General features: G+C 65.4%; 16 protein-coding genes. 8 read left to right on the top strand and 8 right to left on the bottom strand.

The window, feature by feature from the left end; all coding sequences use genetic code 11:
- The first annotated feature begins 198 nt into the window (after window positions 1-198).
- Window positions 199-729: a GNAT family N-acetyltransferase gene (locus E4K65_RS40130; RefSeq protein WP_135178804.1), complete on the top strand. Its 531-nt coding sequence runs from the start codon at window positions 199-201 to the stop codon at window positions 727-729.
- Window positions 730-852: 123 nt separating this feature from the next.
- Here E4K65_RS40130 and E4K65_RS40125 read toward each other — a convergent pair whose 3' ends face one another.
- The 3 genes from E4K65_RS40125 to acnA form a co-directional block, all read right to left on the bottom strand.
- The gene (locus E4K65_RS40125; protein WP_135178803.1) at window positions 853-1,224 is read right to left on the bottom strand and encodes a DUF2794 domain-containing protein; all 372 of its coding nucleotides are present in this window, start codon (window positions 1,222-1,224) and stop codon (window positions 853-855) included.
- Between the two features lie 726 nt (window positions 1,225-1,950).
- The gene (locus E4K65_RS40120) at window positions 1,951-2,727 is read right to left on the bottom strand and encodes a DUF1223 domain-containing protein (protein ID WP_027543950.1); all 777 of its coding nucleotides are present in this window, start codon (window positions 2,725-2,727) and stop codon (window positions 1,951-1,953) included.
- A 221-nt stretch (window positions 2,728-2,948) separates the two neighbouring features.
- Complete coding sequence (acnA, locus tag E4K65_RS40115) at window positions 2,949-5,669, bottom strand: aconitate hydratase AcnA (protein WP_135178802.1); 2,721 nt, start codon at window positions 5,667-5,669, stop codon at window positions 2,949-2,951.
- A gap of 242 nt (window positions 5,670-5,911) precedes the next feature.
- On the opposite strand from acnA, the gene ccmA reads away from it, so the two are divergent.
- From ccmA to E4K65_RS40085, 5 genes are all read left to right on the top strand, one after another.
- Window positions 5,912-6,514 (top strand): heme ABC exporter ATP-binding protein CcmA, encoded by a 603-nt coding sequence (ccmA, locus tag E4K65_RS40110; protein ID WP_135178801.1) that lies wholly within the window; start codon window positions 5,912-5,914, stop codon window positions 6,512-6,514.
- Between the two features lie 286 nt (window positions 6,515-6,800).
- Window positions 6,801-7,469, top strand: coding sequence for a heme exporter protein CcmB (gene ccmB, locus E4K65_RS40100; RefSeq protein ID WP_011083299.1), 669 nt, complete (start codon window positions 6,801-6,803; stop codon window positions 7,467-7,469).
- Window positions 7,470-7,560: 91 nt separating this feature from the next.
- On the top strand, window positions 7,561-8,352 hold the full coding sequence (locus E4K65_RS40095) for a heme ABC transporter permease (RefSeq protein ID WP_135178849.1): 792 nt from the start codon (window positions 7,561-7,563) through the stop codon (window positions 8,350-8,352).
- The gene (ccmD, locus tag E4K65_RS40090) at window positions 8,349-8,534 is read left to right on the top strand and encodes a heme exporter protein CcmD (RefSeq protein WP_025576631.1); all 186 of its coding nucleotides are present in this window, start codon (window positions 8,349-8,351) and stop codon (window positions 8,532-8,534) included. Before E4K65_RS40095 ends, ccmD begins: the two co-directional genes overlap by 4 nt.
- Window positions 8,531-9,124: a DsbE family thiol:disulfide interchange protein gene (locus tag E4K65_RS40085; RefSeq protein ID WP_135178800.1), complete on the top strand. Its 594-nt coding sequence runs from the start codon at window positions 8,531-8,533 to the stop codon at window positions 9,122-9,124. The genes ccmD and E4K65_RS40085 overlap by 4 nt, the downstream gene beginning before the upstream one ends.
- A gap of 139 nt (window positions 9,125-9,263) precedes the next feature.
- On the opposite strand, the gene E4K65_RS40080 is transcribed toward E4K65_RS40085, so the two are convergent.
- Together E4K65_RS40080 and ftsY are read right to left on the bottom strand one after the other, a co-directional pair.
- Window positions 9,264-9,866: a septation protein A gene (locus E4K65_RS40080; RefSeq protein ID WP_135178799.1), complete on the bottom strand. Its 603-nt coding sequence runs from the start codon at window positions 9,864-9,866 to the stop codon at window positions 9,264-9,266.
- Between the two features lie 122 nt (window positions 9,867-9,988).
- Window positions 9,989-10,933 carry a signal recognition particle-docking protein FtsY gene (ftsY, locus tag E4K65_RS40075; protein ID WP_135178798.1) on the bottom strand — a complete coding sequence of 315 codons (945 nt, stop codon included), beginning with the start codon at window positions 10,931-10,933 and terminating at the stop codon, window positions 9,989-9,991.
- A gap of 61 nt (window positions 10,934-10,994) precedes the next feature.
- Here ftsY and E4K65_RS40070 point away from each other — a divergent pair, with 61 nt between their 5' ends.
- Together E4K65_RS40070 and E4K65_RS40065 are read left to right on the top strand one after the other, a co-directional pair.
- Window positions 10,995-11,696, top strand: coding sequence for an RluA family pseudouridine synthase (locus E4K65_RS40070; protein WP_167771547.1), 702 nt, complete (start codon window positions 10,995-10,997; stop codon window positions 11,694-11,696).
- 229 nt (window positions 11,697-11,925) lie between these two features.
- On the top strand, window positions 11,926-13,035 hold the full coding sequence (locus E4K65_RS40065; protein ID WP_135178797.1) for a DUF2336 domain-containing protein: 1,110 nt from the start codon (window positions 11,926-11,928) through the stop codon (window positions 13,033-13,035).
- A gap of 215 nt (window positions 13,036-13,250) precedes the next feature.
- Here E4K65_RS40065 and mtaB read toward each other — a convergent pair whose 3' ends face one another.
- The 3 genes from mtaB to E4K65_RS48280 all read right to left on the bottom strand — a co-directional run.
- Complete coding sequence (mtaB, locus tag E4K65_RS40060; RefSeq protein ID WP_135178796.1) at window positions 13,251-14,504, bottom strand: tRNA (N(6)-L-threonylcarbamoyladenosine(37)-C(2))-methylthiotransferase MtaB; 1,254 nt, start codon at window positions 14,502-14,504, stop codon at window positions 13,251-13,253.
- Window positions 14,504-15,379, bottom strand: coding sequence for a diaminopimelate epimerase (dapF, locus tag E4K65_RS40055; RefSeq protein WP_135178795.1), 876 nt, complete (start codon window positions 15,377-15,379; stop codon window positions 14,504-14,506). Before dapF ends, mtaB begins: the two co-directional genes overlap by 1 nt.
- Window positions 15,380-15,609: 230 nt before the next feature.
- A partial coding sequence (locus tag E4K65_RS48280) for a hypothetical protein (protein ID WP_209312134.1) occupies window positions 15,610-15,866 on the bottom strand: 257 nt, incomplete at its 5' end.

The raw sequence follows: 15,866 nt of genomic DNA, 5'->3' as shown, positions 1-15,866 counted from the left end.
ACCAACCCCGGCCGCAAGGCCGGGGTTTTTGTTTGGGCCCCACTGCCTCCCCGCGTCATTGCGAGGAGCTCTTGCGACGAAGCAATCCAGAGTCCCTCCGCAGATGCATTTCTGGATTGCTTCGCTGCGCTCGCAATGACGGGTGGGGCAACACCGGAGCCCCTTCCGGCCGCCGCGGGAAGGCTCTAATCTTTCATCATGTCCGCACCTGAAATCAGGCCCACCCTCGAGGCCGACCTCCCCGCCATCACCGCCATTTACCAGCAGGCCGTCCGCGAGGGCACGGCGACGTTCGAGCTGGAACCGCCCGATCTTGCCGAGATGACGCGGCGCTACCGCGCGCTGGTCGACGGCGGCTATCCCTATTTCGTCGCCATCCTCGACGGGCGCGTCGCCGGCTACGCCTATGCCGGCGCCTACCGGCCGCGGCCGGCCTATCGCTTCACGGTCGAGAACTCGATCTATCTCGATCCCTCCTTCCATCGCCGCGGCGTCGGCTCGTTGCTGCTGGAGCGGCTGATCACCGAGTGCGAGGCGCGCGGCTTCCGCCAGATGATCGCGGTGATCGGCGATTCCGCCAATGCCGGCTCGATCGGCGTGCACACCAAGGGCGGCTTCAGGATGATCGGCACGCATCCCAATGTCGGGCTGAAATTCGGCCGCTGGCTGGACACGGTGATGATGCAGCGCGAGCTCGGCGAGGGCGCCAGCACGGTGCCGGCGAAGTAGGCCTCACACGGTCATTCCGGGGCGCGCGTAGCGCGAACCCGGAATCCAGAAGTTTTAAGCGAGCGATACGGATCGGGATTCCGGGTTCGCGACTTCGTCGCGCCCCGGAATGACGGCGTTGGGCTAAACCACCGCCAGCTTGCGATCGATCGCCAGCAGCACGCGCTCGAGCTCATGGCCGCGGCGCAGGATCAGGCCGGTCGCCGAGATTACGCTGTACATGCCCTGCTTGCGGGCGAGGCGCGGGTCCTTCTCGATGCGGTAGATCGGCACTTCCGAGGCGCGGCGATAGACCGAGAACACCGCACGGTCCTTCAGGAAGTCGATGGCATAGTCGCGCCACTCGCCGTCGGCGACCATGCGGCCGTAGAGGTTGAGAATTCGGCGCAGTTCGAGCCGGTTGAAGGTCACCTGGTTCGGCTGCGCATTTGCAGCGACGGGACGCGCCGCCGCGCGCTGCTCACTCGGATCGGCATCCTCCGACGTCAGACTCATGGGGCGCCTCCTCATCGCACGACATGATCGCGCCCGCGAAAACCGTCCCCGGAACCGCGGATCATGACAATCGCATGATTGCGCCAACTGTTCCCCGCCGCAAGGGGCTCTCGAGGGCTCTTTGAAGGGCTCTGGGTGCAACCCGTCGAATCCTGCGCGAATCGGAACACACGCAACGGTGGAACTCTGTCGCGACGAACCGTCACGGGATCGTTAGCAGGAATCATAGTATCGCCGCTTTTCCGCCCAGCGCCTGCCGCCCTGCATTGCGAAAAGACTTATGTGCGTTGACCCGGTCTTTTCGGTTCCGGATTCCTCAGCCCCCAGCCCCCCGGGGTCGAGAGGATCGGGTCTGTACGCGCGACAAGGAGGACCAACGCGAGTTGGTCCTTTTTTGTTTGGGTCGGGATGTGTCTGCCCCGCTGTCATTCCGGGGCGCGCGAAGTGCAAACCCGAAATCTATCAATCCGAATTTTCGATTTGAGAAATGGATTCCGGGAGCGGCGCGTCCCGAAATGACGAGAGACCAGATTTTCCGAAACGATCTTGAGCACACTCTCTCCCCTCATCCTGAGGAGCCGCGCTCTTCGCGCGGCGTCTCGAAGGATCGAGGCCCGAGCGGCATCAGCCGGGCCTGCATGGTTCGAGACGCGCGCAAGGGGCGCGCTCCTCACCATGAGGAGATAGAGCCAGACCGCACATCGGGAAGAATGCGAAGCGTGCGCTTCAGTGCAGCGACGTGTACGCCGCGCCCAGCATCGGGCCCGGTTTCTCGCGGCTGCCGTCCTGGACATAGACCACCGCGCCGTCGACGCCGTCGCGCGTCAGGTTCTCGATCGGCACCGTCCAGCTTTCCGGACGACCGGTCCAGTCGCCGACCTTGAGCAGGTTGCGCACCACGTTGTGATAGGTGATCTGCTGTCCGCGATTTTCGCCTTTGGCGATCGCGATCGGCACCGACCTCGCGATCGAGCATATCCAGACCTCGCCGTGCGAGATCGCCGGCTCCTTGCTCGCGGCCACCGACACGTTGATCTGCTTGCCCGAGAGCGACATCGTCACCGGCACGCTCATCACGCCCGCGCCTTTGTCGGTCTTGCCGATCGCGCTCTCGATGCCGGCACGGTCGCTGCCGATGACATGCGTCGAGCCATTCACCACGACCTGCGGCGTGTAGACCTCGCGGTCGCCGCGCATGCGCGAATAGGCGCGCTGCCGCGCCGAGAAGCGCGAATCCGCCAACGTGTCCTTCCAGCCGAGATAATCCCAATAATCGATCGGCATGCTCAGCGCGATGATCGACGGGTCTTTGGAGAGATCGCCGATGATCTGGTCGGCGGGCGGGCAGGAGGAGCAGCCCTGCGAGGTGAAGAGCTCAACCACGGCGCGGGGATCAGCCTCGGCGGGTCGGATAACGGCGACGATCGCGCAGATACCGAGTGCTCCCGACCAGAGGGCACCGGACCAACGTGAAATCGGATGAGAAGCCGTCATTGCTGTCATGTCGAACGCCGCACACCATTGCTCGTGGGAAGGGAAATCTTATCGCCTGATGGTCACCGTAGTCTTACGGGGCGCGGCACACTCAACCGTCCTGGCCGGAATTTCCGCCGGGCGGGCCCATCCGAAGCATGCCGCAAACGCGCGAAGGCGGCCTTGTGATAGGCCGCCTTCGTTTAACCTTCTACTCACTTCGCAGTGAGCCACCGTTCACAAATCCGCGCTTACGCCGCGAGCTTGCGCAGCACGTAGTGCAGGATGCCGCCGTTCCGGTAGTAGTCGAGCTCGTCCAGCGTATCGATGCGGCAGAGCAGCGAAACGCGCTGCAACGAACCGTCGCCGGAGACGATCTCCGCGGTCAGCTTCTGACGCGGCTTCAGATCGCCGACGAGACCACGCAGCGTGACCTTCTCGTCGCCCTTCAGACCGAGCGACGACCAGGAGGTGCCTTCCTCGAAGGTCAGCGGCAGCACGCCCATGCCGACGAGATTGGAGCGATGGATGCGCTCGAAGCTCTGGCAGATCACCGCGCGCACGCCGAGCAGACGCGTGCCCTTCGCCGCCCAGTCGCGCGAGGAGCCGTTGCCGTATTCGGCACCGGCGAACACCACCAGCGGCACTTGCTCCTGCTGGTACTTCATCGCGGCGTCGTAGATCGACATCTGCTCGCCGTCGGGCCAGTGCTTGGTGAGGCCGCCTTCCGGGATGTTGCCGTCGGCGCCCTTGAGCATGAAGTTCTTGATGCGGATGTTGGCGAAGGTGCCGCGCATCATCACTTCATGGTTGCCGCGCCGCGTACCGTACTGGTTGAAGTCGGCGGGACGCACCTGGTGCTCGCTGAGATACTTGCCCGCGGGCGAGGTGAGCTTGATCGAACCGGCCGGCGAGATGTGGTCGGTGGTGATCTTGTCGCCGAACATGGCGAGGATGCGCGCCTCGACGATGTCGGTGACCGGCTCCGGCTCCTTCTTCATGCCTTCGAAGTAGGGCGGGTTCTGCACGTAGGTCGAGCTCATGTTCCAGCGATAGGTCTCGCTCTCGACGGTCTTGATCTTGCGCCAGTTGGTGTCGCCCTTGAACACGTCGGCATACTTCTTCTTGAAGATCGCCGCGGTCACGAACTTCTTCATGAAGGCGTTGATCTCCTTCGTCGTCGGCCAGATGTCCTTGAGGTACACCGGCTTGCCGTCCTTGCCTTCACCGAGCGGCTCGACGGCGAGGTTCTTGGTGACGCTGCCGGCAAGCGCGTGGGCGACGACCAGCGGCGGCGAAGCCAGATAGTTCGCCTGCACGTCCGGCGAGACGCGGCCTTCGAAGTTGCGGTTGCCGGAGAGCACGGCGGCGGCGACGATGCCGTTGTCGTTGATCGACTTCGAGATCTCTTCCGGCAGCGGACCGGAATTGCCGATGCAGGTGGTGCAACCGAAGCCGACCAGGTTGAAGCCGACCTTGTCGAGATCGGCCTGGAGGCCGGAATCGGCGAGATAGGCCGCGACCACCTGGCTGCCCGGGGCAAGCGAGGTCTTCACCCACGGCTTGGCCTTGAGGCCCTTGGCGGCGGCGTTGCGCGCCAGCAGGCCAGCGCCGATCAGAACGCTCGGGTTCGAGGTGTTGGTGCAGGAGGTGATGGCGGCGATCACGACGTCGCCATGGCCGATCTCGTACTTCTTGCCTTCGACGGCAAAGCGCTTCGCCGGCTCTTCGGTCTTCTTGTACTCATTGGTGAGCGCGAGCGAGAAGCCTTCGGCGACCGCGGGAAGCGCGATGCGGCCTTCGGGACGCTTCGGACCGGCCATCGACGGCACGACGTCGGCGAGATCGAGCGTCAGCGTTTCCGTGAACACCGGATCGGCCGACTTGGCGGTGCGGAACAGCCCCTGCGCCTTGGCATAGGCCTGCACCAGCGCAACGCGCGGTGCGGCGCGGCCGGAGGTCTTGAGGTAGTCGATCGCGGCAGCGTCGACCGGGAAGAAGCCGCAGGTCGCGCCGTATTCCGGCGCCATGTTGGCGATGGTCGCCTTGTCGGCGACGGAGAGATGATCGAGGCCGGGGCCGAAGAACTCGACGAACTTGCCGACGACGCCGAGCTTGCGCAGCATCTGCGTCACGGTCAGCACGAGGTCGGTCGCGGTGACGCCTTCCTTCATCGCGCCTTTCAGCTTGAAGCCGACGACGTTGGGCAGCAGCATCGACAGCGGCTGGCCGAGCATGCAGGCTTCCGCCTCGATGCCGCCGACGCCCCAGCCGAGCACGGCGAGACCGTTGACCATGGTGGTGTGGGAGTCAGTGCCCACGAGCGAGTCGGGATAGGCGACCTCGAAGGTGCCGGTCTTCTTGCCGACCGTCATCTTCTCCTTCTTGGTCCAGACCGTCTGGGAGAGATATTCGAGATTGACCTGGTGGCAGATGCCGGTGCCGGGCGGCACGACGGAGAAGTTCGAGAACGCCGCCTGGCCCCACTTCAGGAACTCGTAGCGCTCCTGGTTCTGCTTGTATTCCTCGGTGACGTTCTTGGCGAAGGCCTTGTTGTCGCCGAAGAAGTTCACGATCACGGAATGGTCGATGACGAGATCGACCGGCACCAGCGGGTTGATCTTCTCGGCATCGCCGCCGAGCTTCTGCATCGCGTTGCGCATCGCGGCGAGATCGACCACCGCGGGCACGCCTGTGAAGTCCTGCATTAGCACGCGCGCCGGGCGGAACGCGATCTCGTGCTCCAGCGACTTCTTGCGCAGCCATTTGGACACCGCGACGATGTCCGCCTTCTTGACCGAGCGGCCGTCCTCATTGCGCAGGAGGTTCTCGAGCAGGACCTTCATCGAATAGGGGAGTTTCGAAATTCCCTTCAGACCATTCTTCTCGGCCGTGGGCAGGCTGTAATAGACATAGGTCTTGGCGCCGACCTTGAGGGTCTTTTTGCATTTGAAGCTGTCGAGCGAGGTCATGTAGGAAATCCCAATTGTTAGTTATACCCGGCAAGGGGTATTTTAACACCGTCAGCGAATCCGGCTGGGTCGCTTGCAGGGGCAGGTTGAGTTGCTGCATCAAGTAGTTCCGGGCTTATAGAAGCTTTCTAACCGCGCCGCCACAGCCACAAACGTACCGCAGCAATTCGCGAGCCAAAAATTCCCATGCGCTACCCCAAGTTTTCCTGAGGCCTGGTTTGGACGGATTGATACGAGGCAAGATGCAGCTTTCCGGACGTGGGGTGATCTGTGTCCGGGGTGGCCGCGAGGTGTTTGCCGGGCTCGATTTCGAGGCCGCCTCCGGCGAGGCCGTGGCGGTCGTCGGCCGCAACGGCTCAGGCAAGACGTCCCTGCTGCGGCTGATTGCGGGCCTGCTCATCCCGGCCGGCGGGACAATCGCGCTCGATGGCGGCGATGCCGAGCTGACATTGCCTGAGCAATGCCACTATCTGGGTCATCGCGACGCCCTGAAGCCGGCGCTGAGCGTGGCGGAAAATTTGTCATTCTGGGCTGATTTTCTGGGCGGCGAGCGTCTTGACGCCCACGAGAGCCTCGCCACCGTCGGCCTCGACCACGCCACCCACCTGCCCGCCGCCTTCCTATCGGCCGGCCAGCGCCGCCGGCTCTCGCTGGCCCGGCTGCTGACGGTGCGCCGCCCGGTCTGGCTGCTGGACGAGCCGACCACTGCGCTGGACGTGGCCGGCCAGGACATGTTCGGCGCCCTGATGCGCGACCATCTCGCCCGCGGCGGCCTGATCATCGCCGCGACCCACATGGCGCTGGGCATCGAATCACGCGAGTTGCGGATCGGGGCAGTGGCATGATTCCGATGGACATTCCGATGGACCCTCAGCTTTCCAAGTGGCTGGGTACCGGCCTCTCCGTTCCCTCCCCCCTTGCGGGGGAGGGTCAGGGAGGGGGGTGCCACACGGCATATTCTCTCGGTTCAATCGCTGAGAAAGCGGGAATTCTGTTGCGGGCGGTCCGGACCCAACACGCATCTCTCCCGGGGCTACCCCCCTCACCTGCCCTCCCCCGCAAGGGGGGAGGGAGTGCAGTGTGCCTGGGGCAGGCCGTGCAGCGACGCATCAACCGTGGTGGGAGTCTGCCATGACCGCCCTGTCCGCCCTCATCCGCCGGGATATCAGGATCGCGCTCCGCGTCGGCGGCGGGGCGCTGATCGGCGTGCTGTTCTTCCTGACCGTGGTGGTGCTGATGCCGTTCGCGGTGGGGCCGGACCTGGCGCTGCTGTCGCGGCTGGGGCCGGCCATTCTCTGGCTCGGCGCCCTGCTGGCGAGCCTGCTGACGCTGGACCGGCTGTTTATGGCCGACCATGAGGACGGCTCGCTCGACCTGATCACCATGAGCCGAACGCCGCTGGAACTCGCCTGCGCGGCGAAAGCGCTGGCGCATTGGCTGGCGGCGGGCCTGCCGCTGATTGTCGCAACCCCCGTGCTGGGCCTCCTGCTCAACCTCGACATGGTCGCGACCGGCGCGGTGGCCCTGACGCTGCTGGCGGGCACGCCGGCCCTGACTTTTACCGGCATGATCGGCGCCGCGCTGGCGGTGACGCTGCATCGCGGCGGGCTTTTGATGGCGGTTCTGGTGCTGCCGCTGTCGATTCCCGTCCTGATCTTCGGGGTTGCGGCCTCCCAGGCCGTGATCGTCGGCCCCATGTCGTTCGGCGCGCCGTTCTCGATCCTGTGCGCGCTGTCGCTGGTCAGCCTCGTGATCGGCCCCTTCGCGGCGGCGGCAAGCCTGCGGCATGGTCTCGACTGAGATGAGCTCGACTGACCTTGACCCCGATCAACTTTCGCTGCCCACTTTTATGCTGATTGCGTGAGTGCTGACCTGTGATTATCAGGATACCATGACGCTGATCGACCTCGCCAACCCGACACGGTTCCTCGCGCTGACGACGCGGGTGTTGCCGTGGCTTGCGGCTGCGACCGTCATCCTGCTCGCGATCGGCCTCTATCAATCCGCTCTTGCGCCCGACGACTACCTGCAGGGCGCGACCGTGAAGATCATGTTCATCCACGTGCCCAATGCCTGGCTGTCGATGTTCGTGTGGGGCGTGATGAGCATCGCCTCGCTCGGCACGCTGGTGTGGCGGCATCCGCTCGCCGACGTCGCCGCGAAGGCGGCAGCTCCCATCGGCGCGGCCTTCACCTTCCTCGCACTGCTGACGGGCTCGCTGTGGGGCCGGCCGATGTGGGGCACCTATTGGGAATGGGACGCGCGACTGACCTCGGTGCTGATTCTCTTCCTGATGTATCTCGGCCTGATGGCGCTGTGGCGCGCGGTCGAGGATCCCTCGCGCGCGGCGCGCGCTGCCGCCGTGCTGACGCTGGTCGGCGCGATCAACCTGCCGATCATCAAGTTCTCCGTCGACTGGTGGAACACGCTGCACCAGCCCGCTTCCGTGATGCGCATGGGGGGCTCGTCGCTCGACAAATCGTTCCTGATCCCGCTGCTGGTGATGGCAATCGCGTTCACGCTGCTGTTCGTCACGCTGCACCTGGCTGCGATGCGCAACGAGATCCTGCGCCGCCGTGTCCGCTCGCTGCAAATGATGCAGGCGAGCCGTATCGCGTTTTCGAGCGAAATGGGCGCCGGTTCGCGTCACGACAACGCGTCGAAAGAAATTGGGGCCGCATGACGATGTCGCTCGGTCCCTATGCCTCCTTCATCGTGACGTCCTATGCCGCCGCCGCGCTCGTGGTCGCGATCCTGATCGGCTGGATCGTGCTCGACTACCGCAGCCAGACCCGGCGCCTGCGCGAGCTCGACCGCAGCGGCATCACCCGCCGCTCGGGCCGCAGCGCGATGGATCGGCCATGAGCGATCACACGACCTCCGCGAGCCCGCAGCGCCGGACCTTCCTGATGGTGCTGCCACTGATCGCCTTCATCGGCCTGGCCGTGCTGTTCTGGTTCCGGCTCGGCAGCGGCGATCCCTCGCGGATTCCCTCGGCGCTGATCGGACGGCCGGCGCCGCAGACCGCACTGCCGCCGCTCGAGGGATTGCAGGCCGATAACGTCCAGGTGCCGGGTCTCGATCCCGCCGCGTTCAAGGGCAAGGTGAGCCTGGTCAACGTCTGGGCCTCCTGGTGCGTGCCGTGCCACGACGAGGCGCCGCTCCTGACCGAGTTCGCCAAGGACAAGCGCTTCCAGCTCGTCGGCATCAATTACAAGGACGCATCCGACAATGCGCGGCGCTTCCTCGGCCGCTACGGCAACCCGTTCGGCCGCGTCGGCGTGGACGCCAACGGCCGCGCCTCGATCGAATGGGGTGTCTATGGCGTGCCGGAGACCTTCGTCGTCGGGCGTGAGGGCACCATCGTCTACAAGCTGGTCGGCCCGATCACGCCGGACAATCTGCGCAGTGTGCTGCTGCCGCAGATGGAGAGGGCGTTGAAGGCGGGATCTTAGTACGGGTCTCGTGCCCCGGACGCTGCGCAGCGCTTCTTCAGCGGTGCGCTGCTGAGCCGGGGCCCAGGTCTCCACGACGGCACTCTTGGAAAGGTCTGGGTCCCGGCTCGCGCTTCGCGCGTCCGGGACACGAAACCATTTACCCCTTCCTCACATCCCCCGCTTCCGCCTCGCTCGTCTCCAGCGAGACCGGATCGAGGTGGTAGCGCTTGGTCAGCGGCATCTGGGCGATGGCGAAGACCATGGTCAGCGGCGTCACGCCGAACACCTTGAAGTTCACCCAGAAATCCGTGCTCTGGGTGCGCCAGACGATCTCGTTCAGGACCGCCATGCCGGCGAAGAACAGCGCCCAGCGCAGCGTCAGGATGCGCCAGCCCTGCGGGGTCAGGTTGAACATCTGGTCGAACATGACGGCGATGAAGGAGCGGCCGAACAACAGCCCGCCGCCGAGGATCGCGGCGAACAGGCCGTAGATGATGGTGGGCTTGACCTTGATGAAGGTCTCGTCGTGCAGCACCAGCGTCAGCGTGCCGAACACCAGCACGATCACGCCCGTCACGATCGCCATGATCGGGATATGGCGCGTCACCACATAGGAGGCGATCATCGCCGCGACGATCGCGACCATGAAGGCGCCGGTGGCGGCGAACAGGTTGAACTTCGCATTCACGAAGAAGAAGACGAGCAGCGGACCGAGTTCGGTCGCAAGCTTGAACAGCGGATGCGGCTGGGTCTTGTCCATTCTCTCTTCCGTCTCTCCCATCCTTCGAGACGACCGCTCCGCGGTCTCCTCAGGATGAGGACCTCATGTGTGGCACGACCTCATCCTGAGGAGCCGCGCAAGCGGCGTCTCGAAGGATGACGCTATTCGATTCCGGCGATCGCGCGGGCGAAGTCGCGCGCGGTGAAGGGCGCGAGATCGTCGACGCCTTCGCCGACGCCGATGAAATGCACCGGCAGTTTGAATTTTTCCGCGAGCGCCACCAGGATGCCGCCACGCGCAGTGCCGTCGAGCTTGGTCATCACGAGGCCGGTGACGCCGGCGGTGCGATGGAAGGCCTCGACCTGCGACAGCGCGTTCTGGCCGACGGTGGCGTCGAGCACAAGCAGCACCGCATGCGGCGCCGTGTCATCCACCTTGCGGATGACGCGCACGACCTTTTCGAGCTCGTTCATCAGCTCGGCCTTGTTCTGAAGCCGCCCGGCGGTGTCGATCAGGAGCACGTCGATGGCCTGCTCCTTCGCCGCCGTCAGCGCGTTGAAGGCGAGGCTCGCCGAATCCGAGCCTTGCGCGCCGGCAATGACAGGCGTCCTGGTGCGCTCACCCCAGATCTTGAGCTGCTCGATCGCGGCTGCGCGAAACGTGTCGCCGGCGGCCAGCATCACCTTGCGGCCTTCGGAGGCAAATTTTTGCGAGAGCTTGCCGATGGTGGTGGTCTTGCCGGAGCCGTTGACGCCGACCACGAGAATGACGAACGGCTTCTTGGCCGTATCGATCTCGAGCGGCTTTGCCACCGGCGACAGCACCTTCTCAACCTCGGTCGCAACGACATCCTTGACCTCGTCCGCCGAGATCGCCTTGTCGTAGCGCCCCGTGCCGACGGCGTCCGCGATGCGCACCGCAACCTGCGTGCCGAGATCGGCGCGCAACAGCACGTCCTCGATGTCGTCGAGCATGGCGCGGTCGAGCTTGCGCTTGGTGACGAGGTCGGCGACCGCGGTCCCGAGCGAGGACGAGGTGCGCTTCAGCCCGTTGGACAGGCGGCGCCACCAGCTCAGCTTGGGGGGTTCGGAGGTGGTATCGTTCATGGTGGCGGTGTGTTAGCCGTTCCGGCCCGTAAACGAAAGTCTCGAACGAAAGCCTTTGCAATTGCTCGATGTTCCCGAATTGACCGCCGATGAAATTCTGGCGCGCGTGCTCCATCGCGACGGATTGATGCTGGTCATCGACAAGCCCGCCGGCCTGCCGGTACATCGCGGCCCCAAGGGCGGCGCCAATCTGGAGGCATCCTTCGACGCGCTCCGTTTCGGCCTGCCGCGGCCGCCGGTGCTGGCCCACCGGCTGGACAAGGACACCTCCGGCTGCCTCGTGCTCGGCCGCCATCGGAAAGCCACAGCCTCGCTCGGCCTGCTGTTCAAGCACGGCAAGATCGGCAAGACCTACTGGACCGTGGTCGAGGGCGGGCCTTCCGAGGACGAAGGCACCATCGACATGCCGCTCGGCCGGCTCAATGCCGAGCGCGGCTGGTGGCAGAAGCCCGATCCCGAGGGGCAGAAAGCCATCACCAACTGGAAGGTGATGGGCCGGGGACATGGCCTGACCTGGCTCGCGATGGAACCGGTGACCGGGCGGACCCATCAATTGCGGGTGCATTCGGCCGCGACGGGATGGCCGATCTTCGGCGATAACATTTACGGCAACGGCCCCCGCTTCGGCGAGCCGCGCCTGCACCTGCATTCCCGCGAGATCGTGGTGCCGATTTCCCGGAACAAGGAGCCGATCCGCGTTGTGGCCCCGGCCCCGCCCCACATGCACGAAAAACTTCGCGCCTGCGGGTGGAATGGGGAATAACCCGCACAGCCGGTAGACCCTCAGGTGAGGAGGCGCGTCAGCGCCGTCTCGAGCCATGAAAGCCCCCGCTGCTACACCTCGGCCTGCATCGTTCGAGACGCCCGCTTTGCGGGCTCCTCCAGGATGAGGAAGCGGCCCCATGGTTTACGAAACGTTCAGGGCTCGCCTCTAATGATAGCGGTTGCTTAGAACAAGCTTCCGTCAATCCGCTCAGGACGAGCCGCGCGTCATGTCCAAGGCCGAGCTATCGATCATCGACGAGGTCGAATCCGCACTTCGGATTGGCTCGGCGGAAAAGGGCCTCGATACGGCCCGCCGCGTCACCGACCTGTTCCTGTCCTCCGCCGGCAGTTTTGACGACGAGCAGATCGCGCTGTTCGACGAGGTGCTCGAGCGCCTGATCGGCACCATCGAGCTGCGCGCCATCGCCGACATGGGCGCACGCGTGGCGCTGGCCGAGATCAGCGCGCAGCTCGCGCCGATCGCACAGGCGCCGCCCTCCGTGATCCGCCGGCTCGCCAACAATGACGAGATCCGCATCGCCGGTCCCGTGCTCCAGGAATCCGCGCGCCTCGACGATGGCGAGCTGGTGAAGATCGCATCATCCAAGGGCGAGCCGCATCTGCTCGCGGTCGCCGGGCGCTGGTGGCTGAAGGAGATCGTCACCGACGCGCTGCTGGCGCGCCGCTATCCCAGCGTCAGCCGGCGGCTTGCCGCCAATCCGGGCGCACGCGTCTCCGGAAACGGATTTGCCGTCATCGTCGGACAGGCGGAGAGCGATCCGGAGCTCGCCGTCAGCGTCGGCGTCCGCGTCGACCTGCCATCGGAGCTGCGCCGCCAGTTGCTGCGCTCGGCGACCGATGTGGTTCGCACGCGCCTCTTGTCACGCGCGCCGCCGCATCTGTTCGAGGAAATCCAGAGCGCGATCGCGGTCGTCACAGTCGGCGTCGAGCGCGAGATGTCTGGTGTCCGCGATTTCGAAGGTGCCAAGCGCGCCATCGCCAATCTCAAGGCCACCGGCCAGCTCAACGAAGCGATGCTGTTCGGCTTTGCCAGGCAGCGGCGCTATGAAGAAACCGTCGCGGCGCTGGCGGCGTTGTCGCAATCCACCGTCGAAGTGATTCGCCCGCTGATGCAGAGCCTGCGCGATGACGGCCTGCTGGTGCCCTGCAAGGCGGCGCAGCTCAGCTGGGAAACCACCGCCGCCGTGCTCGAAAGCCGTTTTGCCACCGGCGCGATGAAGCCGGCGGATCTCGCAAGAGCACAGGGCCATTTCGCCCGCATGATGCCGGAGAATGCGCGGCGGACGCTGCGGTTCTGGCAGGTGCGGGCGTCGTAGCGGAGCGCGTTTGGGGCACCCCGCATCCACACTCCCAGTGTCGTCCCGGCGAAGGCCGGGACCCATACCCACAGGGAGAAGTTCGGCGACGGCTAGCAGTTACTCTGCTTCGTTGGGACAGGCACCGCGCGTAATCGATAGATCACGCGGTATGGGTCCCGGCCTTCGCCGGGACGACATTGGAGATACAGCGCGTCGCAACTCCCGCAGCCGAATTACGTGGTCAGCCGCTCGCCGTCACTGCCGCCGATCCGCAGCGGCACGACGCTTCCCACCCGCTCGCCCGCGATCGCCACCGGCAGATAATGCTCCGTGCGGCCCTGCCCCTCGCTCTCGATCAGCACATCGCGCGTTGCGCCAATTTCGGCTTGCAGCCGCTGACGCAATGCTGCCTCGCCGGCCGCACGCAGCCGCCGCGCACGTTCCTTGATCTCAGGCCCCGCAACCTGCGGCATCCGCGCGGCGGGCGTGCCGGGGCGCGGGGAATAGGGGAAGACGTGCAGGAAGGTCAGGCCGCATTCCCTGACCAGATCGAGCGAGCGCGAAAACATCGCCTCGGTCTCGGTCGGGAAGCCCGCGATGATGTCGGCGCCGAAGGCGATGTCCGGACGCAGGCGGCGCACCTGGTCGCAGAACGCGATCGCATCGCCCCGCAAATGCCGGCGCTTCATGCGCTTCAAAATCATGTCGTCGCCTGATTGCAGCGACAGGTGCAGATGCGGCATCAGGCGTGAATCGTCGGCGATGGCTTCCAGCAGATCGCCATCCGCCTCGATCGAATCGATCGAGGAGATGCGCAGGCGCTTCAACTCCGGCACATGGCGCAGGATCTGCTTCGTCAACATGCCCAGCTTCGGTGCACCCGGCAGGTCGGCACCATAGCTGGTGAGGTCCACACCGGTCAGCACGATCTCGGCGTGACCGCGTTCCACCAGCGCCCGCACCTGCTCGACCACGGCGCCCATCGGCACCGAGCGCGAATTGCCGCGGCCGAACGGGATGATGCAGAAGGTGCAGCGGTGGTCGCAGCCGTTCTGCACCTGCACGAACACGCGCGGCAGGCCGCTCGCGAAGCCGTCGAGGAGATGCGGCGCCATCTCCTTCACGGCCATGATGTCGCTGACGGCGATCTTCTCGCCGGCACCGATGTCGAAGGCAGCGCGCGTATCGCGCCAGGCATCGCTGCGCATCTTGTCGTCATTGCCGACGACGCGGTCGACCTCCGCCATATCGGCGAACATCCGGCTTTGCGTCTGCGCGGCGCAACCGGTGACGACGATGCGCGCCTCCGGCCGCTCGCGCTTCAGCTTGCGGATCGACTGCCGCGCCTGCGCCACCGCCTCGTTGGTGACGGCGCAGCTGTTGATGACGATGGTGTCGGAAAGACCCGCGCCTTCGGCCTCGCGGCGGATCACCTCGGCCTCGAAGGCGTTGAGGCGACAGCCGAAGGTGACGATCTCGACGGACATCAGCCGACCGGCGCGAACAGCGCCGGATCGAAATTGCCCTCATATTCGAAGGTCGCGGTGCCCGTCATCAGCACGTGATCGTCGCGCTCGCGCCATTCGATACCGAGCTTGCCGCCGGGTAGCGTGATCTCGACATTGCGCTCGGCGCGCTTCAGCCGCGCCGCCGCGACGGCCGTGGCACAGGCCGCCGAGCCGCAGGCCCTGGTGAGCCCTGCTCCACGCTCCCAGGTGCGGATCGTGATGTGGTCGCGATCGACGATGTGGGCGAGCGTGATGTTGGCGCGCTCGGGGAAGATCGGATGGTTTTCCAGCAGCGGACCAAAACGCTCGAGGTCATAGGCGTTGACGTCGTCGACCCAGAACACCGCGTGCGGGTTGCCCATGCTCACCACCGAGGGCGAATGCAGGATCGGATTGTCGATCGGTCCGATCTGCAATTCGATGTAGCGGGTGTCGCGAAACTCCTCCGCCAGCGGAATGTCCTGCCAGCCGAACTTGGGCACGCCCATGTCGACGGTGTAGAGATCCGGCGCCGGACCCTGCCAGGCATTGAGCAGGCCGGCCGCAGTCTCGAACGTCGCCGTGGCCTGCCCGGTCTTCTCGAAGATGCGCCGCACCACGCAGCGCATGCCGTTGCCGCAGGCGCCGGCTTCCGAGCCGTCATTGTTGTAGATGCGGATGAAGGCCTCGGTGCCGTCGAGCCGCGGCTTCTGAAGCACCATGAGCTGGTCGTAGGGCACGCCGCCCTGCGCGGATGCCACCGCACGGGCGTCGTCCGGTGTCACCTTTGAGGTGGAATCGCGCATGTCGACAACGACGATCTCGTTGCCGATGCCGTTCATCTTGGCAAATGCGTGGTTGGCCAGCGCGCTCATGAAATTTCCTGAATTTCGCCTGCCTTATATGGCGATCCTTGGCCGCTTGGCCAGTGATTTGCCGCCGGGCGCCGGGACGTCCGCCATGACGCATCTGTCATGGGACGAATTCGGCGCTCGCGTGTTAGAACGGCGCGGTTCGCGCCAACCGGGACGCGCGGCCGGATTGAGGCCTTGGTGGGTAAGGTCTTGATGAATTTAGGGCCTTGCTGAACCAAGGGCTTGATGAGTTAAGGCCCTGGGGAGAAAAAAATGATTGGCTTTCGTCGTCTCGCTCTGGCCGCGCTGATCCCGGCAGCGGCCTTGTCATTTGGCCTGCCCGGCGCTCTGGCACAGACGCCGAGCCCGGCGCCGGCCGCCTCGGCAAGTCCTTCTCCGATCAGTCCCTCGCCGGCTCCGTCGGCGTCGCCGGCCGCGAGCGCCTCGCCCGCCCCGGCCGCATCGCCGTCGCCGGCGGCCAGCGCCTCGCCCTCACCCGGCCCGGCCG

The sequence above is a fragment of the Bradyrhizobium niftali genome, assembly GCF_004571025.1.
GTDB lineage: Bacteria > Pseudomonadota > Alphaproteobacteria > Rhizobiales > Xanthobacteraceae > Bradyrhizobium > Bradyrhizobium niftali.
Note: the sequence above shows the minus strand (reverse complement) of the source record. Positions and strands in the feature narration are given on the sequence as shown.